At 67.4% G+C, this 21780-nt stretch carries 20 protein-coding genes and 1 riboswitch; of the genes, 19 read left to right on the plus strand and 1 reads right to left on the minus strand.

Translation table 11 applies throughout. The annotated features are described in order from the left end of the window. Positions 1-96 precede the first annotated feature (96 nt). From rpe to hisF, 9 genes are all read left to right on the plus strand, one after another. The gene (gene rpe / locus LDO86_RS08470) at positions 97-774 is read left to right on the plus strand and encodes a ribulose-phosphate 3-epimerase (RefSeq protein WP_018770771.1); all 678 of its coding nucleotides are present in this window, start codon (positions 97-99) and stop codon (positions 772-774) included. 39 nt (positions 775-813) lie between these two features. Further along, positions 814-962: riboswitch (FMN riboswitch) on the plus strand. 167 nt (positions 963-1129) lie between these two features. Next, positions 1130-2269 (plus strand): bifunctional diaminohydroxyphosphoribosylaminopyrimidine deaminase/5-amino-6-(5-phosphoribosylamino)uracil reductase RibD, encoded by a 1140-nt coding sequence (gene ribD, locus LDO86_RS08475; protein WP_224084421.1) that lies wholly within the window; start codon positions 1130-1132, stop codon positions 2267-2269. Next, positions 2269-2931, plus strand: coding sequence for a riboflavin synthase (locus LDO86_RS08480; RefSeq protein WP_018770773.1), 663 nt, complete (start codon positions 2269-2271; stop codon positions 2929-2931). The genes ribD and LDO86_RS08480 overlap by 1 nt, the downstream gene beginning before the upstream one ends. Positions 2932-2978: 47 nt before the next feature. Further along, positions 2979-3677 (plus strand): 3,4-dihydroxy-2-butanone-4-phosphate synthase, encoded by a 699-nt coding sequence (gene ribB / locus LDO86_RS08485; RefSeq protein WP_155845615.1) that lies wholly within the window; start codon positions 2979-2981, stop codon positions 3675-3677. Next, positions 3674-4408: a GTP cyclohydrolase II gene (ribA, locus tag LDO86_RS08490; RefSeq protein WP_018770775.1), complete on the plus strand. Its 735-nt coding sequence runs from the start codon at positions 3674-3676 to the stop codon at positions 4406-4408. The genes ribB and ribA overlap by 4 nt, the downstream gene beginning before the upstream one ends. Positions 4409-4423: 15 nt before the next feature. After that, on the plus strand, positions 4424-4912 hold the full coding sequence (ribH, locus tag LDO86_RS08495; RefSeq protein WP_018770776.1) for a 6,7-dimethyl-8-ribityllumazine synthase: 489 nt from the start codon (positions 4424-4426) through the stop codon (positions 4910-4912). A gap of 123 nt (positions 4913-5035) precedes the next feature. Beyond that, positions 5036-5299: a phosphoribosyl-ATP diphosphatase gene (locus LDO86_RS08500; protein WP_009358176.1), complete on the plus strand. Its 264-nt coding sequence runs from the start codon at positions 5036-5038 to the stop codon at positions 5297-5299. An 85-nt stretch (positions 5300-5384) separates the two neighbouring features. Continuing rightward, positions 5385-6245, plus strand: coding sequence for an ATP phosphoribosyltransferase (gene hisG, locus LDO86_RS08505; RefSeq protein WP_018770777.1), 861 nt, complete (start codon positions 5385-5387; stop codon positions 6243-6245). 41 nt (positions 6246-6286) lie between these two features. Beyond that, complete coding sequence (gene hisF, locus LDO86_RS08510; protein ID WP_018770778.1) at positions 6287-7063, plus strand: imidazole glycerol phosphate synthase subunit HisF; 777 nt, start codon at positions 6287-6289, stop codon at positions 7061-7063. A gap of 66 nt (positions 7064-7129) precedes the next feature. Here hisF and LDO86_RS08515 read toward each other — a convergent pair whose 3' ends face one another. Further along, the gene (locus LDO86_RS08515; RefSeq protein WP_018770779.1) at positions 7130-7774 is read right to left on the minus strand and encodes a TIGR03085 family metal-binding protein; all 645 of its coding nucleotides are present in this window, start codon (positions 7772-7774) and stop codon (positions 7130-7132) included. A 112-nt stretch (positions 7775-7886) separates the two neighbouring features. Between LDO86_RS08515 and hisI the strand changes: the two genes are divergently transcribed. From hisI to LDO86_RS08565, 10 genes are all read left to right on the plus strand, one after another. Then, positions 7887-8339, plus strand: coding sequence for a phosphoribosyl-AMP cyclohydrolase (gene hisI / locus LDO86_RS08520; protein ID WP_018770780.1), 453 nt, complete (start codon positions 7887-7889; stop codon positions 8337-8339). A gap of 111 nt (positions 8340-8450) precedes the next feature. Further along, a complete protein-coding gene (locus LDO86_RS08525; protein ID WP_018770782.1) occupies positions 8451-10013 on the plus strand; it encodes an anthranilate synthase component I in 1563 nt (520 codons plus the stop codon). After that, positions 10013-10717 carry a Trp biosynthesis-associated membrane protein gene (locus LDO86_RS08530; protein ID WP_018770783.1) on the plus strand — a complete coding sequence of 235 codons (705 nt, stop codon included), beginning with the start codon at positions 10013-10015 and terminating at the stop codon, positions 10715-10717. Before LDO86_RS08525 ends, LDO86_RS08530 begins: the two co-directional genes overlap by 1 nt. Before the next feature lie 104 nt (positions 10718-10821). Beyond that, complete coding sequence (locus tag LDO86_RS08535) at positions 10822-11109, plus strand: HGxxPAAW family protein (RefSeq protein ID WP_018770784.1); 288 nt, start codon at positions 10822-10824, stop codon at positions 11107-11109. Next, entirely contained in the window at positions 11109-11930 is an 822-nt protein-coding gene (gene trpC / locus LDO86_RS08540; RefSeq protein ID WP_018770785.1) for an indole-3-glycerol phosphate synthase TrpC, read from the plus strand. The genes LDO86_RS08535 and trpC overlap by 1 nt, the downstream gene beginning before the upstream one ends. 126 nt (positions 11931-12056) lie before the next feature. Further along, complete coding sequence (trpB, locus tag LDO86_RS08545) at positions 12057-13376, plus strand: tryptophan synthase subunit beta (protein ID WP_018770786.1); 1320 nt, start codon at positions 12057-12059, stop codon at positions 13374-13376. Positions 13377-13387: 11 nt separating this feature from the next. Next, on the plus strand, positions 13388-14221 hold the full coding sequence (trpA, locus tag LDO86_RS08550) for a tryptophan synthase subunit alpha (protein ID WP_018770787.1): 834 nt from the start codon (positions 13388-13390) through the stop codon (positions 14219-14221). Between the two features lie 3 nt (positions 14222-14224). Beyond that, positions 14225-15391 (plus strand): prolipoprotein diacylglyceryl transferase, encoded by a 1167-nt coding sequence (gene lgt / locus LDO86_RS08555; protein WP_018770788.1) that lies wholly within the window; start codon positions 14225-14227, stop codon positions 15389-15391. A 263-nt stretch (positions 15392-15654) separates the two neighbouring features. Further along, entirely contained in the window at positions 15655-20268 is a 4614-nt protein-coding gene (gltB, locus tag LDO86_RS08560) for a glutamate synthase large subunit (RefSeq protein ID WP_018770789.1), read from the plus strand. Beyond that, entirely contained in the window at positions 20261-21718 is a 1458-nt protein-coding gene (locus tag LDO86_RS08565; protein ID WP_018770790.1) for a glutamate synthase subunit beta, read from the plus strand. The genes gltB and LDO86_RS08565 overlap by 8 nt, the downstream gene beginning before the upstream one ends. The last annotated feature ends 62 nt before the right edge of the window (positions 21719-21780 follow it).

The following is a 21780-nucleotide window of genomic DNA, read 5'->3' on the forward strand; positions in this document are numbered from 1 at the left end:
CCGGCTTCCCGACCTGCGGCTACCAGCCCCGCCCGCTCCCTGCAGCGGGCTGGAACTTCCCTGCGACCAACGCACGTTCATCCGAAAGGCAACCCTGTGACGCAATGCTGCATCAACCCGAGCATCCTCTCCGCCGACTTCGTCAACCTTGAGGCCGAACTGCGGCGGATCAGCAACGCCGACGCCGTGCACGTGGACGTCATGGACAACCACTTCGTCCCCAACCTGACCATCGGGCTGCCGGTGGTGCAGCGGATCCAGGCCGTCAGCCCGGTTCCACTCGACGCCCACCTGATGATTGCCGACGCGGACCGCTGGGCGCCCGGGTTCGCCGACGCAGGCCTGGCATCGGTCACGTTCCACGCCGAGGCATCCATTGCGCCCATCAAGCTGGCGCGGGAACTGCGCAGCAGGGGGGCCAAAGCGGGTATGGCGCTTCGCCCCGCCACCCCCGTGGAGCCGTACCTCGACATGCTGCCGGAGCTGGACATGCTGCTCATCATGACTGTGGAACCGGGCTTTGGCGGCCAGGCGTTCCTGGACGTCACGCTCCCCAAAATCCGCCGGGCCCGCGAAGCTGTGGAAGGCTCCGGGCTCGGAGTTGCCATCCAGGTGGACGGCGGGATCACCGAGGAAACCATCACCCGCGCCGCCGAGGCCGGCGCCAACGTCTTTGTGGCGGGCTCTGCCGTCTACGGCGCCGATGACCCCGCCGCAGCCATCGACCTGCTGCGCCACAAGGGCAGCCGGACATTACGCGGGGCGACGGAATAACCGGGTGCCCCTGCCGGTTGTGGCACAATAACAACACACATACGTGCTCCGGGGTCGGTGTAAGTCCGAACCGGCGGTGACAGTCCGCGACCCGCGAGCCGGCTTCCTCCCAGGAGGATTCCGGCGGACGGTTGAACCGGTGGAATTCCGGTACCGACAGTTAAAGTCTGGATGAGAGAAGCACGTACAGCTGTATCAGTGGGCCCGTTGGGTCCGCAACGTTCTGCTGTCGTATCCCCGGAGCCATCGCGGTTCGACAGGGAAGGAACGCACGCATGAACCCCCAGCGATGGCTCTTAACCGCCGAAAATACTGCCGCCTCCAAGGCAGGCACCCCATCCGTCCGGGCCGCCGCATGACGGGCCCGGTGGAACTGAAGCCCGCGGCCGGGGTGGTTACCGCCTTCAGCGCCGACGAAACCCGCGCCATGGAGCACGCCCTGCAGGCAGCCCTGCAGGGTGCGCGCGGAGCGAATCCCCTGGTGGGCGCCGTCGTCGTCGGTCCTGACGGGCGCCAACTTGTCACCGGCTACCACCGCGGTGCCGGCACTGCGCATGCCGAAGCGGACGCAATCGCCCAGGCCGCCGCCGTCGGCCTTGATCTTTCCGGCTGCACCATGGTGGTCACGCTGGAGCCCTGCGACCACGTGGGCCGCACCGGGCCGTGCACGCAGGCGATCATCGACGCCGGCATCACGGACGTGGTGTACGCCGTCGACGACCCCCATGACCCGGCGGCCGGTGGCGCAGCAACACTGCGGGCGGCCGGCGTCCGGGTCCGCAGTGGCCTCGGCGCCGACGAATCCCTGGACCTGAACCGCCAGTGGTTTGAGGCAGTCGCCGCCAAGCGCCCGTTCGTCACCCTCCACATCGCCCAGACCCTGGACGCCCGGATAGCAGCCGAAGACGGCACCAGCCAATGGATCTCCAGCCCTGAGTCGCTGGCAGACAACCACGGAATCCGGGGCCGCATCGACGCCATCCTGGTGGGCACCCAGACCGTGCTGGTGGACAACCCCCGCCTGACCGCCCGGGAACCCTCCGGAGACCCCGCACCCAAACAGCCGGTACGGGCCGTCATGGGACTGCGCGGAATTCCGGACGACGCCGCGATCCACGGCGATGACGGCCTGGCTGTCCACCTCCCCACCCGGAACCCCCGCGAAGCGTTGACCCTGCTGTACAAAGCCGGGATCCGGCATGTGATGGTGGAAGGCGGCTCACGGATCCTCAGCTCCTTCCTCTCTGCCGGCCTGGTAGACGAACTCATCGTCTACCTTGCCCCCACCCTGCTGGGATCCGGCACCCCCGCCCTGAACGGGCTGGGCATCACCAGCCTCCCGGACGCCCAGCAATGGGAATGGGACGAGGCCGACGGCGGCGCCGTCCGGACGCTCGGCCGGGACCTCAGGCTTCACCTCAGACCGCAACGGAAAGTTGCACTCGACCACCCACCAACCCGCGGCAGCGCGGAGCAAGCCGAGAGAGGCTACTGATGTTCACCGGAATTATTGCCGAGCAGGGGCAGGTGCTGTCCGTCGAGCGTGACGGTAACACCAGCGCCACCGTGCGGCTGCACGCCCCCGGCTCCACCGAAGGCCTGGCACTTGGCGGCTCCATCGCCGTGAACGGGGTCTGCCTCACGGCAACCGCCATCGACGGCAAGGAGTTCAGCGTGGACGTCATGGGGGAGACCCTGGTCCGGAGCACCATCGGCGAACTCGCGGCCGGCGATTCGGTCAACCTGGAGCGCTGTGTTCCCGCGGGCGGCCGACTGGACGGACACGTGGTCCAGGGCCACGTGGACGGCGTGGGGGTCCTGCTGGAACGCGAACCCCAGGGCAACTGGGAGCGGCTGCGTTTTGGCGTCCCCGCCAACCTGGCCCGCTACATTGCCGAGAAAGGCTCCATCGCCATCGACGGTGTCTCCCTCACCGTGACAACCGTCAGCCCGGCTTCGGAGCAGGAACCCTGGTTCGAGGTAGGCCTGATCCCCACCACGCTGGCAGAAACGGGCCTGGGGACCAAAACCACCGGCAGCCGGGTGAACCTGGAGGTCGACGTGCTGGCAAAGTACACCGAGCGGCTGCTGGCCTTCCGCGACGCGGATGCAGCAACCGGTACCGGTGGCGCCGCGGTTGCAGGAGGTGCACGGTGAACGCCGCCGTACGCCTGGAACCCGCCGCATCCGCGGAGGCTGTCACTGTGACCGATGGACGGACGTCCGCGCCTGCCGTGGGACTGGACTCCGTTGAGGACGCAGTCCGGGCCATGGCCGCCGGCCGGCCCGTGCTCGTCGTCGACAACGAGGACCGCGAAAACGAAGGCGACATCATCTTCGCCGCCCAGCACGCCACGCCCGCCCTGATGGGCTGGACCATCCGGTACAGCTCCGGCGTCATTTGCGTGCCGCTGACCGGAGACCGCGCGGATGCACTGGCACTGCCTCCCATGACGGCGATCAACGAGGACGCCAAAGGCACGGCCTACACGGTGTCCTGCGACGCCGCCACCGGCGTCAGCACCGGAATCTCCGCCACGGACCGGGCCCTGACCGCCCGGATTCTGGCCGACCCGCACGCCGGTCCTGCATCCGTGACCCGCCCGGGGCATATTTTCCCGCTCCGCGCGGTTGACGGTGGAGTGCGGGAACGCCAGGGCCACACCGAGGCCGCGGTGGATCTGTGCCGCCTTGCAGGCTTGGAGCCTGTCGGGGTGATCGCGGAAGTGGTGTATGACGACGGTGAAATGATGCGCCTGGACGGGCTCCGTTCGTTCGCAGCTGAACATGGATGCCCCCTGATCTCCATCGAGGACCTGGTGGCGTATCTTGAAGCCGGGGCCGGGGGAACCCAGCGTGAGGATGTCCGGGTAACGCCGGGCGAAGAGAAGGAGAAGCGATGACGGCAGCGGCAGCCAGCGACGACAGCCACCAGAACGGCCACCGGAAACACCACACGGTGTCCGGCGCAGCGCCCCATCCCGTCAGCGGAGGGCCGGTTGTACAGTTGCCCACGGCCTTCGGCGAGTTCGTGGCACAGGCATGGACGGACCTGGTGACGGGTGTGGAACACCTCGCCGTCAGTTCCCCCAACGCTCCCACTGACGGTAAAGCACCACTGGTGCGGCTGCACTCCGAGTGCCTCACCGGCGACGTCTTCGGTTCCTACCGCTGCGACTGCGGCGAACAACTTGCCTTCGCGCTGGAACTGATCCGGGACAACGGCGGCACGCTGCTCTACCTGCGCGGCCAGGAAGGCCGCGGCATTGGCCTGGCCAACAAGATCAAGGCCTACGCCCTGCAGGAGGCCGGCTTCGACACCGTTGAGGCGAACGAGCAGCTGGGCCTCCCCGTTGACGCCCGGTGCTACAAGGCCGCAGCCCAGATCCTGGCCGAAATGGGCCTGCATGAGGTGCGGCTGCTGAGCAACAACCCGGACAAGCAGAACAGGCTGGCCAAGGCGGGCGTGAAGGTCGTGGAAATGGTGCCTACGGAGGTGCCGTCCCGCGAACAGAACATCCGCTACCTGCGCACCAAGAAGGACCGCATGGAACACCGGCTGCTGCTGGACACCGGGGTGGCTCCCGTGCCCGTGCCCGCCCCTGAAACCCCTTTCGACCACGAACAAGACTGAACGGAACAAGAACCCATGAGTGGACACGGCGCCCCCGACATCGACCTCAGCACCCTCAACCCGGCCGAGACGTCGCAGCTGAAACTGGCCATCATCGCAGCAAGCTGGCACACACAGATCATGGACGGGCTCCTGGACGGCGCACTCCGGGCCGCCAAGGACGCCGGCATCGCGGAGCCCACAGTGCTGCGGGTTCCCGGCAGCTTCGAGCTCCCGGTTGCCGCAGCGCGGCTGGCACCGCACTTTGACGCCGTTGTTGCCCTCGGCGTCGTAATCCGCGGCGGAACCCCGCACTTTGACTACGTCTGCCAGGCCGCGACGTCGGGCCTCACCGACGTCAGCGTGTCCACGGGCGTGCCGGTGGGTTTCGGCGTGCTCACCTGCGACAACGAACAGCAGGGGCTGGACCGGGCAGGCCTGCCCGGCTCCAAGGAAGACAAGGGCCATGAGGCCGTGACAGCTGCGCTGGCTACCGCCGTCGTCCTCAAGCAGTACCGGAGCTAGGCGCAGCGCCGGACCCGGCGTCAGGTTGTCGCACGGGCGCGGTGTGTGTATTCGCTCACATCGCGCCCGTCATGCAACGGCCCGGGAAGCGCCGCTGCGGCTGCACCAAGTAGGCTGGAGGGCGTGAAGAATTTCGAGACGCTGTTCGCTGAGCTCAGCGAGAAGGCAGCCACCCGCCCGGAAGGCTCCCGCACCGTCGCTGAATTGGAGTCCGGTGTTCACGGCATCGGCAAAAAAGTCGTTGAGGAAGCAGCCGAAGTGTGGATGGCTGCCGAATATGAATCCGATGAAGCCGCGGCCGAGGAAATCTCCCAGCTGCTGTACCACCTGCAGGTTCTGATGCTCGCCAAAGGCCTGACCCTGGAAGACGTCTACAAGCATCTGTAGCCACCGGTCCGGCGCACTGCCGCCGGGCCCGCCGTGGCCTGCACTGCCTGAAAACCCAGACCTTCCACCCCAGAAAGAATTTCCCATGCTGCGAGTAGCCGTCCCCAACAAGGGCTCCCTGTCCGAAGCCGCCTCCGCCATGCTCTCCGAAGCCGGCTACCGCCAGCGCCGCGACACGCGCGAACTGGTCATGGTGGACCCTGACAACGAGATCGAGTTCTTCTTCCTCCGCCCCCGCGATATTGCGGTCTATGTCGGCCAGGGAACACTCGACGTCGGCATCACCGGACGCGACCTGCTCCTGGACGCCGGCGTGGAAGCCGAAGAGCTGCTGCCGCTGGGTTTCGCCGGCTCCACCTTCCGTTTTGCCGGACCCGTCGGCGACTTCAGCAAGGTGGAGGAACTCGAGGGCAAGCGCCTGGCCACCAGCTACGACGGACTGCTGCGCAACTACCTGGCCGAACGCGGCATCAACGCCAAGGTGGTCCGGCTGGATGGCGCGGTTGAATCCTCGGTCCGCCTGGGCGTCGCCGACGCCATCGCCGACGTCGTGGAAACCGGCAACACCCTCAAGGCCGCCGGCATGGAAATCTTCGGCGACCCCATCCTCAAATCCGAGGCCGTCCTGATCCGCCGCACCGGCAACGGGGGCGCCGCCAACGGCACCGCCAAGGAAATCGACGTCCTCATCCGCCGGCTCCAGGGCGTCCTGGTGGCACGCCAGTACGTGCTGATGGACTACGACATCCGCAAGGAACTCGTGGAGAAGGCGGCCGGCCTGACGCCTGGCCTCGAATCGCCCACGGTTTCGCCGCTGCGCGACTCCGACTGGGTGGCCGTCCGGTCCATGGTTCCCAAGAAGGAAACCAACCGCATCATGGATGAACTGTACGACCTCGGCGCCCGCGCCATCCTGGTCAGCAGCATCCACGCCTGCCGCATCTGAGCCGGCCCCGCAGCAACCAACACAGACTCCAGGAGTACCCCATGGCAGTAGCAGTACGCGTCATTCCCTGCCTCGACGTCGACGCCGGACGCGTCGTCAAGGGCGTCAACTTCGAGGGCCTGCGCGATGCCGGCGACCCCGTGGAACTCGCCCACCGCTACGACAACGCCGGCGCCGACGAACTGACCTTCCTTGACGTCACAGCTTCCTCGGGCAACCGCGAGACCACGTTTGACGTTGTCCGCCGCACGGCCGAAGAAGTATTCATCCCGCTGACGGTGGGCGGCGGCGTCCGCGGCGTGGCGGAAGTGGACAAGCTCCTGCGCTACGGCGCCGACAAGGCCTCCATCAACACCGCGGCCGTGGCCCGCCCCGACGTCATCGACGAAATTACCCGGCACTTCGGTTCCCAAGTGCTCGTCCTGTCCGTTGACGCCCGCCGCACCCGCCCGGGGTCCCAGCCCACGCCGTCGGGATTCGAAGTGACTACCCACGGCGGCCGCACCGGTACCGGCATCGACGCCATCGAGTGGGCCAGGGAAGCGGCCGACCGCGGGGTGGGGGAGATCCTGCTGAACTCCATCGACGCCGACGGCACCAAGGACGGGTTCGACCTCGAACTCATCAAGCTGGTCCGGGCTGCCGTCAGGGTCCCGATCATCGCGTCCGGCGGTGCCGGAGAGCCCGCACACTTCCCGCCGGCCGTCGCAGCCGGCGCGGACGCCGTCCTGGCGGCTTCGATTTTCCACTGGGGACCGGACAACATGATGTCCCAGGTCAAGGAAGCGATCCGGGAAGCCGGCTTCGAAGTCCGCTAACCCGACTGACTCGCATTTGTTGTCGTTATGAACGCTCATAACGACAACAACTGCGACCCAGTTGGGTCAGAGGCCTACTTCGGCTGACTGGAGGAGGGCGACGGCGTCGGGCTGGCCTTCGAAGGTGACCAGCGCGTGGCGTGTCCGGCCGTGGGCGTGCATCAGCAGTTCGCCCGGCTCGCCGACGATCGCCACCGAAACGGGGGCGCGCTTGGCAACATGCCGCGGACCGGACGGACGGACCAGGACAATGCCCAGGTCCACGCCGCGGTAGAGGATGGCGGCACGCTTGACCAGTTCGTCCCACAGTGCGTCAGAGTACGCTTCATCAAGTGCCCTGGGCGCCCACCGGTCCACGGCCCGCCGGACATCCTCGGTGTGCACGAAGTATTCGATCAGGTTGGAACTTTCGTCCAGTGCCTTGATCTTCATCGGCGACAGCGCCGGTGGACCGGCGCGGAAGGTGTTGACCAGCCGGGCGTAGTCCTCGTTGGTGGTCAGCTTGGCTGCCAGCTTGGCGGTTGCCTGGTCCGAGGCCTTGGCCAGGCGCTTGATGATCAAACCGAGCCCGACGGCGGCCTTCCGCTCGCGCAGGTAAAGGTGCGCGGCAAGGTCCCTGGTACGCCAGCCCTTGCACAGAGTGGGCGCATCAGGGCCGGCCGCAAGCAGGGTTTCGGCCAGGACTTCTCGGGACGGTTCGACGAAATGCATCACTTGGAAAACTAGCACGACAGGCGCGGAGTTGGGCAGCAGCGCAGGGGCAGGTGGCGTGCCGTTGTTCACAACAGGAGGACGGGCACGTGAAGGCACTAGACTTGACCCGATGTCTGAGCAGCCAACCCCCGTCCCCACCGCAGGATCCGCCGTGTCCCAGCCTGTGGCATCCGTGCCGCCGTCGTCCGGGGAATCCGTCCCGGCCAGCCCGCTGCCCATGGAGGTAGCCGCGGCACTCAAGCGCGACGCCGCCGGCCTGGTGGCCGCGGTGGTGCAGCAGTACGACACCAATGAAGTCCTCATGCTCGGCTGGATGGACGACGAGGCGCTGCACCGCACCATGACCACCGGCCGGGTGACCTTCTACTCCCGCTCACGGCAGGAGTACTGGCGCAAGGGTGATACCTCGGGGCATGTGCAATGGGTCAAATCCGTGGCCATGGACTGCGACGGCGACGCACTGCTGGTGCGCGTGGACCAGGTGGGCGCGGCCTGCCACACGGGCACCCGCACCTGCTTCGACGGCAGGGACCTCGACGTGGTGGCAGGCCACGCAGGCTAGGCGGACACGCTGCCCGGCCGGGCTTCCTCCACAGCCCCGGCCACCCCAGCAAGCACACCAAGGCGCCCGGCAATGCCGGCCCTTTCGAAGAACAGGCGGACAAGCATAACCATGCAGGACCTTGGAACCATCAGCCCGAGCCTCGAGGAATTCCGGGAACTTGCCGGCCACAGCCGCGTCATTCCCGTCCGGCTCAAGGTCCTCGCCGACGCCGAAACCCCCATCGGGCTGTACCGGAAGCTGGCGCAGGGGCAGCCCGGCACCTTCCTGATGGAATCGGCAGCGGTGGGCGGAGCCTGGTCCCGGTACTCCTTCATCGGCGCCAAGTCCCGTGCCACCCTGACCACCAAGGACGGCCAGGCGCACTGGCTGGGCCAGCCGCCCGCGGGCGTGCCGGTCAGCGGCAGTCCGGTGGACGCCATCCGCGACACCGTGGAGGCGCTGCGCACCGACCGTTTCGAAGGGCTGCCGCCCTTTACCTCCGGGCTGGTGGGCTTCCTCGGCTGGGAAACCGTCCGGCACTGGGAACGGCTGGTCAGCCCGCCCGAGGATGACCTGCAGCTGCCGGAAATGGCCCTGAACCTGGTCACCGACATGGCCGTGCATGACAACGTGGACGGTACGGTCCTGCTCATCGCAAACGCCATCAACTTCGACAACAGTTCCGAACGCGTTGACGAGGCCTGGCACGACGCCGTGCGCCGGGTCAAGGAACTCCTGGCCAAAATCAGCACCCCGGTGGTGCAGCCGGTCTCCGTCCTGACGCCGGCGGCCCTGGACTTTGCCTCCAGCGTCCAGGAACGCTGGGACGAGGCTGAATACCTTGCGGCGCTGGACCGCGGCAAGGAAGCGATCGTGGACGGCGAGGTCTTCCAGGTGGTGATTTCGCGCCGGTTCGAGATGGAGTGCAAGGCGTCCGCGCTGGACGTCTACAGGGTCCTGCGCAACACCAACCCCAGCCCGTACATGTACATCTTCAGCCTGGCCGACGCCGAGGGCCGCGAGTACTCGATCGTCGGCTCCTCGCCCGAAGCCTTGGTCACGGTCACCGGCGAGGAAGTCATCACCCACCCCATCGCCGGCTCGCGTCCGCGCGGCAAGACGGTCGAGGCGGACAAGGCCCTGGCCGAGGAGCTCCTGGCGGACCAGAAGGAACGCGCCGAGCACCTGATGCTGGTGGACCTGTCCCGCAACGACCTGTCCAAGGTCTGCGTGGCGGGAACGGTGGACGTCACCCAGTTCATGGAGGTGGAGCGCTTCAGCCACATCATGCACCTGGTGTCCACCGTGGTGGGCCGCTTGGCTCCGCAGGCCAAAGCCTATGACGTGCTGAAGGCCACCTTCCCGGCCGGCACCCTCTCCGGCGCACCCAAGCCCCGTGCCCTGCGGCTGCTGGACGAGCTGGAACCGCACCGCCGCGGCATCTATGGCGGCGTGGTGGGCTACCTCGACTTTGCCGGCGACATGGATATGGCCATCGCCATCAGGTCCGCCCTGATCCGGGAAGGACGCGCCTACGTCCAGGCAGGGGGTGGCATCGTGGCAGACTCCGTGAACCCCACCGAGGCCCTGGAAACGGTCAACAAGGCCGCCGCTCCGTTGCGCGCCGTGCACACGGCCGGATCGCTGCACAACATTTCCGCGGAATCCCTTCCCGACGGGTCGGTTTCCTGATGCCGGACTCCGGCATGGCGGCAGGCCGCCCCGAAGAGGCGGCCAAGGCAGGACAGGCGGATACGGCGGCCAGGGCCGGCAAAGCCGGCAAGGCCCGGGCCGTGCCGGTCTGGGCGCGCAAGTCCACCCTGGTCATGCTGATTACCCTCCTGGCGCTGGCCGCCTTCGGCACCACCACCCAGACCTGGATGACCGCCACCCTGGACCCCAACCAGGTGGGACAGACCGGAGCCGCCCAAAGCACCATCCAGGTGCAGGGCAGCAAGGCCGCCACCACGGTGACGGCCCTGGCCCTGGTGGCCCTGGCAGGCGGGCTCGCAGCGGCCATCGCCGGCAGGATCGCCCGGTGGGTGATCACGGCCATCATCGTCCTTGCCTCCGCAGGCGTGGTGACGGCGGCGGCCACCGTCCTGGCCGATCCGCTCGCCGCGGCGCAAGGTTCCATTGCGGCAGCCACCGGCGTCTCCGGCAGCCAGGCGCACGTGGACGTTACCCCGTTCCCGCTGCTCGCCGTCGTCGCGGGCTGCCTTCTCGCCCTGTCAGCCCTGCTGATCCTGCCCGCCTCCCGTTACTGGAAGACGCGCACCAAATATGACGCGGCCGGAGCGGCAGCACCCACGGCCGCCGGCGCCACGGCGGTGGCCGGCCCCGTGGACGAGATCGACAGCTGGGACCGGCTTTCCCGGGGCGAGGACCCCACCTAAGACCGGCGGACGCCGGCGCCGGCAGGGGCGGCAGGCCCTGCGGTACGCGGGCGGCAGCCAAAAAATGGCAGAATGTAAGCAGTATCCATCCTGAGGAGATTTCCATGAGCAAAGCACCTGCGTCCGTTTCCAAGTCAGGCACCCGCACCGTTGCCCCCGGCGCCATTGACCACAGCCAGGAACTGGGCCACGGCAACAGCCCGGCCGCGTGGACCTGCGTCATCGTCATGCTCGTCGGCGCGCTCATCGCAGCCATCGCCTTCGTCATCGCCAGCACCCCCATCTTCATCGGCGGCGCCGTTGTCATGGTCGTCGGACTGATCCTCGGATACGTCATGCGCAAGGCAGGCTACGGCGTCGAAGGCAGCAAGCTGAAGAACTCCGGCCACTGATGGCGACTGTTCTCGACGACATCAACGCCGGTGTCAGGGAGGATATGGAGGCCAGGAAACGGCTCGTTTCCCTGGCTGAGCTGAAGGACCTGGCCCAGGCCGCGGCACCTGCCCGTGACGCGTGGGCAGCCCTCGGCGGCACCTCCCGAACCCGGGAACAGCTGAAAGTCATTGCCGAAATCAAACGCCGCAGCCCCTCCAAGGGCGATCTCGCCAGCATCGGGGATCCGGCGTCGCTCGCCCGGCAGTATGCCGACGGCGGTGCCTCCGTCATCAGCGTCCTCACCGAACAGCGCCGCTTCAACGGGTCCCTGGCCGACCTCGACGCCGTGCGCGCCGCCGTCGACATCCCGCTGCTGCGGAAGGACTTCACGCTCGACGAGTACCAGATCTGGGAGGCCCGTTCCCACGGCGCCGACCTCATCCTGCTCATCGTGGCTGCCCTCTCGGACGCCCAGCTCGCCGAATTCAGCGGCCTCAGCCGGGACCTGGGCATGAACGTGCTCGTGGAGACCCACACGGAAGAGGAAATCGAGCGGGCCGTGGCCGCCAACGCGCGGATCATCGGCGTCAACGTGCGCAACCTCAAAACGCTCGACGTCGACCGTTCCGTCTTTGCCGCACTGGCGGGGCTGATTCCGGCCGAGGCCGTGGTGGTTGCCGAATCCGGCGTCCGCGACGCCGCCGACGTCACGCACTACGCCGGCAGCGGCGCCAACGCCATACTGGTGGGCGAGGCACTGGTAAGCCACGCCACGCCCCGGGAACGCATCGCAGAGTTCACTGCCGCAGGTGCCGCCGCCATCGCCGCCCGCGGCTGACGAAACGCACCAAACCGTCGTCCTGCGGGCCCGTGGCACGCCGGCCCGCAGGACAGCACACCATTCCGGCCGCCACCGCCGGAACAGCAACTTTTTGACCAACCACCACCGAACAGGACAGGACTGATGGCTGACGCACCCTCAGGAAACGCTGACAACAACACCGCGGAAGCATTCCTGCAGGGCGGATCCCTCCGCCACGCCCCGGGGCCGTACTTCGGAAACTACGGCGGGCGATGGATGCCCGAGTCCCTCATCGCCGCCCTGGACGAACTTGAAGAGACCTTCAACAAGGCCAAGGACGATCCCGACTTCCGTGCGCAGATCGCTGACCTGAACAAGAACTACTCCGGCCGGCCGTCCCTCCTGACCGAAGCCAAGCGGTTCTCCCAGCACGCCGGGGGAGTGCGCATCTTCCTCAAGCGCGAAGACCTCAACCACACGGGTTCGCACAAGATCAACAATGTCCTTGGCCAGGCGCTGCTCGCCAAGCGCATGGGCAAGACGCGCGTCATCGCCGAGACCGGCGCAGGCCAGCACGGCGTGGCAAGCGCTACCGCTGCCGCCCTGATGGGCCTGGAGTGCGTGGTGTACATGGGCGCCGAGGACTGCCGCCGCCAGGCGCTTAACGTCGCCCGCATGGAACTCCTGGGCGCCAAGGTGATTCCCGTCACCAGCGGATCCCAGACCCTCAAGGACGCCATCAACGAGGCCCTCCGGGACTGGGTGGCCAACGTTGGCAACACCCACTACCTGTTGGGCACCGCTGCCGGAGCCCACCCGTTCCCGGCCATGGTCCGTTACTTCCACGAGGTCATCGGCGAGGAAGCCCGCGCCCAGATCCTGGAGCAGGAGGGCCGCCTCCCGGACGCCGTCTGCGCCTGCATCGGCGGCGGCTCGAACGCCATCGGCATCTTCCACGGGTTCCTGGATGATCCCTCCGTGAAGATCTACGGTTTCGAGGCCGGCGGCGACGGCGTCGAAACCGGCCGGCACGCCGCCACCATCACCCTGGGCAAGCCCGGCGTGCTGCACGGCGCACGCTCCTACCTGATGCAGGACGACGACGGCCAGACGATCGAGTCGCACTCCATCTCCGCCGGCCTGGACTACCCCGGCGTGGGACCCGAGCACTCCTACCTGGCCGACATCGGACGGGTCAGCTACGAGCCCATCACGGACAGCGAAGCCATGGAGGCCTTCCGCCTCCTGTGCCGCACCGAGGGCATCATCCCCGCCATCGAGTCCTCGCACGCGCTGGCCGGAGCCATCAAGGTGGGACAGCGGCTTGCTGCCGAAGACCCGGCGGCCGCGGTCGAAAAGATCGTCATCGTCAACCTGTCCGGACGCGGAGACAAGGACGTGGCCACCGCCGCCGAATGGTTTGACCTGTTGGACAAGAATTCCGCCGAATCCGAGATCGGCAAAGAGGGGGAGCAGCTGTGAGCAGTGCAGAAATGGCCAACCGGGCAGAGATGACCAGCAAGTCGGCAGCAGCCATCGACAGGGCGCGCTCCCAGGGACGCTCCGCCCTCATCGGCTACCTCCCCGCCGGCTACCCCAGTGTGGAGGACACCATCGCCGCAGGCATTGCCCTGGCGGAAAACGGCGCGGACCTGATCGAGATCGGCATTCCCTACTCGGACCCCGTCATGGATGGCCAGGTCATCCAGGCCGCCACCACCGAGGCACTGGCCAAGGGCTTCCACGTCAGCCAGGTGTTCGACGTCGTGGCCGGCATCACCAGCAGGACCGACGCCGCCGTCCTGGTCATGACGTACTGGAACCCGGTGGTCCGGATGGGCGTGGATGAGTTCTCGCGCCGGCTGGCCGAAGCCGGGGGAGCCGGGCTGATCACCCCGGACCTGATTCCGGACGAGGCCGCCGAGTGGATGGAAGCCTCGGACAAGTACAGCCTGGACCGTGTGTTCCTCGTGGCGCCGTCCTCCACCGCGGAGCGCATGCAGCGGACCGTGGATGCCAGCCGTGGATTCGTGTACGCCGTCTCCATCATGGGCGTCACCGGTGCCCGCACCTCCGTCAGCACCGCAGCCAAGGACGTTGTGGCGGCGGCGCACGGCGCCGGCGCCGAGCGCGTCTGCGTCGGGCTGGGCGTCTCCACCGCGGACCAGGTCCGCGAAATCGCCGCCTACGCCGAAGGCGTCATCGTGGGCACCGCCCTGGTGGCGGCCCTCCGCGACGGGGGAGTGGATGCCGTCGCCGCCCTCACCAAGGACCTGAGCACCGGCCTGGCGCCTGAACCGGGCCTGGCGCAGGAAGCCGGGGCCTAGGACATGCAGCCACTCCTTCAGGCAGCCGCGCTGGTACCCACGATGGTGCCGGCCAGCATCCCCAGCCCGGACTGGTCCGGCTTCGACATTCCCCTGCCTTGGGGCAGCCTCCGGATCCACGCCTACGCGCTGTGCATCCTCGCGGGGATCGTCGCGGGGCTCTGGCTCACATCCGTCCGCTGGGCCAGGCGCGGCGCCCCTGAAGGCAGCGTCTGGGACATCGTCATCTGGGCCATCCCCTTCGGCATCATCGGAGGCCGGCTCTACCACGTGGTGTCATCACCGGACGCTTACTTCGGCCCGGGGTTCGACGGCACCGGAGACCTCTCGCTGATCCCGCAGATCCAGCGCGGCGGGCTGGGAATCTGGGGCGCCGTGGTCCTTGGGGCCCTTGGCGCCTGGATCGGCTGCCGCCGCAGCGGAGTGAAGCTGAGCGCATTCGCCGACGCAGCGGCCCCGGGCCTGCTCCTGGCCCAGGCCATAGGCCGGTGGGGCAACTACTTCAACCAGGAACTTTTCGGCGGTCCCACCACGCTGCCGTGGGGCCTGCAGGTGGACGCCGACAACCCCAACTTCCCCGCCGGCATGCCCGCGGACACCCTCTTCCACCCCACGTTCCTCTACGAGTCCCTGTGGAACCTGGCCGGCGTCCTGATCCTGCTGGCCCTGGACCGGCGCTTCAACTTCCGCCGGAGCCGGCTTTTCTGGCTGTACGCCATGTACTACACCCTGGGCCGGGTCTGGATCGAGGCAATGCGCATCGACGACGCCGAACAGATCACCATCTTCGGCATCACCACCAGGCTCAACGTGTGGACCAGCATCTTCGTGTTCCTGGCGGCCCTGGTCGCCTTCATCCTGTTGGGCCTCAAAAGCCGGACGGACCCGGACACCGTGTACCTTCCGGGGCACGGAGCGGAGAAAGCCGTGGAACCGGGAACCGATTCCGTGGCCAGTCATGAAGTCCGTGATCCGGACGATGTTGTCTCAGATAGTGATTCGCGTGGTAATCTCCCTGATAACCACAGCGGTTCCAGGCATGCTTCCGACCCCACGGAAGAAGCCGCGGCGGCACCGGCGGGCTCAAAGCCCGGAACGGATGCAACGGCTGCCGGACACTCCGGCAGCACAGCCACAGGACCCGCACCGGAGGCCGGCACCGGCAAGTAGGGCGCCGGCCAGGCAGGGCAGCAGAGCCACCGCTCGAAGCGCCCGAAAACCACAATGTCGTGGCATGGGGCACCGTCCGCCCAGCATGGATTTGCTGGCTGATGATGCCTCGGGCAGGGGCCTGCGTAACCGTTAGTTCAGCAGGCTGCGCTGACCTACAATTTCCAGTAATCAACACTTTGTTGTGCCCACCGCAGCGGCGCCGACGAGTGGGGCCAACGGTGTCCCTTCCATACGCACGATCAGGAGGAAGGACGTCTCCCATGACCCAAACTCTTCACACTCCCAGCTGGTCCGAACCGGACCAGCCTGAGACTGCAATGTCGCCGTTCAAGCGCTTCGCAGCCATGCCGGAGGCCGCCGGGCTCTACAACCCGGAACAGGAGAAGGACGCCTGCGGACTCGCGATCATCGCGACCCTGCGCGGCGAACCCGGGTATGACATTGTCGACGCCGCCCTGACCGCCCTGCGCAACCTGGAGCACCGCGGTGCCGTGGGTGCTGACGAGGGCACGGGCGACGGCGCGGGCCTGCTCATGCAGATCCCCGACGAGTTCTTCCGTGCGGTCACCGAGTTCGAGCTGCCCGCACCGGGCCAGTACGTCGCCGGTACCGCGTTCCTGCCTGCCGAGCAGCGCGAGGCCGACGCCGCCAAGGCAGGTATCGAGGGCCTGGCCGCCGATGAGGGCCTGAAGGTCCTCGGCTGGCGTGAAGTGCCGGTGGTCGCCGACCTCGTGGGCGCCATGGCCCGCGCCTGCATGCCCTACTTCTCCCAGCCCTTCCTGGCATCCGCCAACGGCGAGGAGCTGGACCGCAACGAGCTCGACTCGCGCGCCTGGCGCATCCGCAAGCGTGCCCAGAACAAGTTCGGTGTGTACTTCCCCTCGCTGTCCTCGCGCACCATCGTCTATAAGGGCATGCTCACCACCGCCCAGCTGGAGCCGTTCTACCCGGACCTTTCGGACAAGCGGTTCAAGACCAAGCTGGCGATCGTGCACTCACGCTTCTCCACGAACACCTTCCCGTCCTGGCCGCTCGCCCAGCCGTTCCGGACCATTGCCCACAACGGTGAGATCAACACCGTCAAGGGCAACCGGAACTGGATGCGCGCCCGCCAGTCCCAGCTCGCCAACCCGCTGCTGGGCGACTCGCCGGAAGAGCTGTACCCCATCTGCACCCCCGGCGCCTCCGACTCCGCCTCGTTCGACGAGGTAGCGGAGCTGCTGTGGCTGTCCGGCCGGCCCATCACGCACTCGATCATGATGATGATCCCCGAGGCCTGGGAAAACCACGCCACCATGGATCCGGCCCGTCGCGCCTTCTACGAGTACCACTCCCTGCTGATGGAACCGTGGGATGGCCCGGCTGCCGTGTCCTTTACCGACGGCAACCTGGTGGGCGCAACCCTTGACCGCAACGGCCTGCGCCCCGGACGCTTCTGGATCACCGAAGACGGCCTGATCGTCTTCGCCTCCGAGGTGGGCGTGATCGACGTCGAACCCTCCAAGGTGGTCAAGAAGGGCCGCGTGTCCCCGGGCAAGATGTTCCTGGTGGACACCGAGGCCGGCCGCATCATCGATGACGAAGAGGTCAAAGCCGAAGTTGCCGCGGCCAACCCGTGGGCGGAGTGGGTCAAGGACAACCTGATCGACCTCAACGACCTGCCCGAGCGTGAGCACGTGGTGCACACTGCCGCGTCCGTGAACATCCGCCAGCGCACCTTCGGCTACACCACCGAGGAACTGAAGATCCTGCTCGGCCCGATGGCCCGCACCGGCGCCGAGCCGCTGGGCGCCATGGGTTCCGACACCCCCGTGGCCGTGCTGTCCAAGCGCCCCCGCCTGCTCTTCGACTACTTCGTGCAGTCCTTCGCGCAGGTCACCAACCCGCCGCTGGACGCCATCCGCGAGGAACTGGTCACGTCCCTGACCTGCGCCATCGGACCCAACGGCAACCTGCTGGACACCAAGCAGGTCCGCCAGCCCCAGGTCCAGCTGCCCTTCCCGGTGATCAATAACGACCAGCTCGCCAAGATCGCCAACATCGAGGACGCTGATGGCAATCGCGTGGCCATGAAGGTCCGCGGCCTGTACCGGCCCGAAGGCGGCGAGAACGCGCTCCGCGCCCGGCTCACCGAGATCTGCGAGCAGGTCTCCGGTGCTATCAACCGCGGCGTGCAGTACATCGTGCTGTCCGACCGTGACTCCAACGCCCAGTGGGCACCCATCCCGTCGCTGCTGCTGGTCAGCGCCGTGCACCACCACCTGCTGCGCAGCGCCAACCGCACCAAGACTGCCCTGGTGGTCGAGGCCGGCGATGTCCGCGAAACGCACCACGTGGCCGTGCTCATTGGTTACGGCGCGTCCGCCGTCAACCCGTACCTGGCGATGGAATCCGTGGAGCAGCTGATCGCTGCCGGCGACGTCACCGGTGTGACCCCGCAGGACGGCGTCTACAACCTGATCAAGGGCCTGGGCAAGGGCGTCCTGAAGATCATGTCCAAGATGGGCATCTCCACCGTGGCGTCCTACACCGGCGCCCAGACCTTCGAAGCCCTTGGCCTGGGCCAGGACCTGGTGGACGAGTTCTTTGCCGGCACGCATTCCCAGCTGGGCGGCGTGGGCCTGGACGTGATCGCGGCCGAAGTGTCCGCACGCCACCAGATGGCCTACCCCGAGGGCGGCATCGAGCAGCCGCACCGCCCCCTGCTGGGCGGCGGCGAGTACCAGTGGCGCCGTGATGGCGAACCGCACCTGTTCAACCCGGAGACCGTGTTCCGGCTGCAGCACGCCACGCGTGAGCGCCGCTACGACATCTTCAAGGCCTACACCAAGGGCGTGGACGACCAGTCCACCAACCTGATGACCCTCCGCGGCCTGCTCAAGTTCAAGAACGACCGCCCGTCCGTGCCCCTTGAGGAAGTGGAGCCGGTCTCCAGCATCGTCAAGCGATTCTCCACGGGAGCGATGAGCTACGGCTCCATCTCGCAGGAGGCCCACGAGACGCTGGCCATCGCCATGAACCAGCTGGGCGGCAAGTCCAACACCGGTGAAGGCGGCGAGGACGTGGATCGCCTGCTCGATCCCAAGCGCCGCTCTGCGGTCAAGCAGATCGCGTCCGGCCGTTTCGGCGTGACCAGCCTCTACCTGACCAACGCGGACGACATCCAGATCAAGATGGCCCAGGGTGCCAAGCCCGGCGAAGGCGGCCAGCTGATGGCGCAGAAGGTCTACCCCTGGGTGGCCCGGACACGGCACTCAACCCCCGGCGTGGGGCTGATCTCCCCGCCTCCGCACCACGACATCTACTCGATCGAGGACCTCGCGCAGCTCATCTACGATGCCAAGCGCGCCAACCCCTCGGCGAGGGTCCACGTGAAGCTGGTCTCGGAAGTCGGGATCGGCACCGTGGCGTCCGGCGTGACCAAGGCCAAGGCCGACGTCGTACTCGTTTCCGGGCACGACGGCGGTACCGGCGCCTCACCGCTGAACTCGCTTAAGCACGCCGGTGTCCCGTGGGAGCTCGGCCTGGCCGAAACCCAGCAGACGCTGATGCTCAACGGCCTGCGCGACCGCGTGGTGGTGCAGGTGGATGGCCAGCTCAAGACCGGCCGCGACGTTGTGATCGCCGCGCTGCTGGGCGGCGAGGAGTTCGGCTTCGCCACCGCTCCGCTGGTGGTGGAAGGCTGCATCATGATGCGCGTCTGCCACTTGGACACCTGCCCCGTGGGTGTGGCCACGCAGAACCCCGAGCTGCGCGCCCGCTTCAGCGGCAAGCCGGAGTTCGTGGTCAACTTCTTCGAGTTCCTTGCCGAGGAAGTCCGCGAGATCCTGGCGGAGCTTGGCTTCCGCAGCCTCGAGGAGGCCATTGGCCACGCAGAGGTCCTGGACGCCCGCGAGGCGATCGACCACTGGAAGGCCGACGGCCTGGACCTGGACCCGATCCTGCACGGCCTGGAGTTCGACGACGACGCGCCGCTGCGCAACATGACCGGCCAGAACCATGAGCTGGACAAGCACTTCGACCAGCGGCTGATCACCATGGCCACGGAAGCGCTGACGGACCGCAGCCCGGTGAAGATCACCGTTGACGTAATCAACACCGACCGTTCGGTGGGCACCATGCTGGGCCACGTGGTCACCAAGACCTTCGGCACGGATGTGCTGGCCACGGACACGATCGACATCACGCTGAACGGCACCGCCGGCCAGTCGTTGGGTGCCTTCCTGCCTGCCGGCATCACCCTGCGGCTCTACGGCGACTCCAACGACTACGTGGGCAAGGGCCTCTCCGGCGGCCGGATCGTCGTCCGCCCGGACCGTACCAACGTGTTCAAGGCGGAGACCAACGTCATCGCCGGCAACGTCATCGGCTACGGCGCCACCAGCGGCGAGATGTTCCTGCGCGGCCAGGTGGGCGAACGCTTCCTGGTCCGCAACTCCGGTGCCACCGCCGTCGTCGAAGGCATTGGCGACCATGGCTGCGAGTACATGACCGGCGGCCAGACGCTGATCATCGGGCGCACCGGCCGCAACTTCGGTGCCGGCATGTCCGGCGGAACCGCCTACGTCCTGGACCTGGACACTGCCAAGGTCAACAAGGACGCCCTGCAGTCCGGCGAACTCCAGATCCGCGAGCTGGACGCCGAAGACCGCGACATCGTCCACGGCCTGCTGGTCAAGCATGTGGAAGAAACTGACTCCCAGCTGGCGGCGCGTCTCCTCGAGAACTTCGATGACACCGCTGCCCGCATTACCAAGGTGCTGCCGCGCGACTACGCGGCTGTGCTGCAAACCCGTCTCGACGCCATCGAAGAGGGCCTTGACCCTGACGGCGAAGAAGTATGGTCTCGAATCCTGGAGGTGACCGGTGGCTGATCCACGCGGATTTCTGAAAGTACGCCAGCGTGAAACCCAGCCACGCCGTCCTGTTCCCGTCCGCATCATGGACTGGAAAGAGGTCTATGAGGCGCAGGAAAAAGGCACGCTGAAGGCCCAGGCCGGACGCTGCATGGACTGCGGCGTCCCGTTCTGCCACCAGGGCTGCCCGCTGGGCAACCTCATTCCCGAGTGGAACGACCTCATGTGGCGGGACAAGGGTGAGGAAGCGATCGAGCGCCTGCACGCCACGAACAACTTCCCCGAGTTCACCGGACGGCTCTGCCCGGCGCCGTGCGAGGCGTCCTGCGTGCTGGGAATCAACCAGCCCGCGGTCACCATCAAGCAGGTGGAAGTCTCGATCATCGACGAGGCCTGGGACAACGGCTGGGTCAACCCGCTGCCGCCCGCACGCCTGACAGGCAAGACCGTTGCGGTGGTTGGCTCCGGCCCGGCAGGACTCGCCGTCGCCCAGCAGCTCACCCGCGTGGGCCACACGGTTGCCGTCTATGAGCGGGACGACAAGATCGGCGGCCTGCTCCGCTACGGCATCCCCGACTTCAAGATGGAAAAGGAGCAGGTGGACCGCCGCGTCGAGCAGATGAAGGCCGAGGGCACCCGCTTCCGTACCGGCGTCTCCGTGGGGACCGACGTCACCTGGGAGCAGCTGCGCAGGCGCTACGACGCCGTCGTGGTCTGCACCGGCGCCACCGTTCCGCGTGACCTGCCCATCCCGGGCCGCGACCTGGACGGCATCCACTTCGCCATGGACTACCTGGTGCCGGCCAACCGCGCTGTTGCCGGGGAAACCATCGAGAACCAGATCAATGCCCACGGCAAGCATGTTGTCATCCTGGGCGGCGGCGACACCGGCGCTGACTGCCTGGGGACCGCGCACCGGCACGGCGCTGCCTCGGTGACCACCCTGGCGATTGGCAAGCAGCCGCCGTCGGAGCGTGCCAGCCACCAGCCGTGGCCGACGTTCCCCACCCTGTTCGAGGTGGCCAGCGCGCACGAGGAAGGCGGCGAACGCACCTACCTCGCGTCCACGGTCGAGTTCGTTGGCGAGAACGGCAGGCTGACTGGCGTGAAGGTGGCGGAGACCGAGTTCGTTGACGGCAAGCGCCTCCCGAAGGCCGGCACCGAGCGGATCATCCCGGCGGACCTGGTGTTCCTGTCCCTCGGCTTCACCGGTGCCGAGCCTGCCGGCATCACCGAGCAGGTGCACGCCGAGTTCGACGGCCGCGGCAACGTGGCCCGCGACGGCTACTACATGACCAACACCGAGGGCGTGTTTGTTGCCGGTGACGCCGGCCGCGGGCAGTCCCTGATCGTGTGGGCCATCGCCGAGGGACGTGCCGCCGCTGCCGCCGTTGACAAGTACCTGATGGGAAGCACGATCCTTCCCGCTCCCGTAGCACCGACGGACCGGGCCATCGCCGTCCTCTAGCCGCAGTCCTCTGGCCGCAGTCCCGCAGGATGCATCGAGGGTTCACCTCGCAGACAACTTAA

Origin of the sequence: Arthrobacter sp. StoSoilB19, assembly GCF_019977275.1 — a bacterium.
GTDB lineage: Bacteria > Actinomycetota > Actinomycetes > Actinomycetales > Micrococcaceae > Arthrobacter.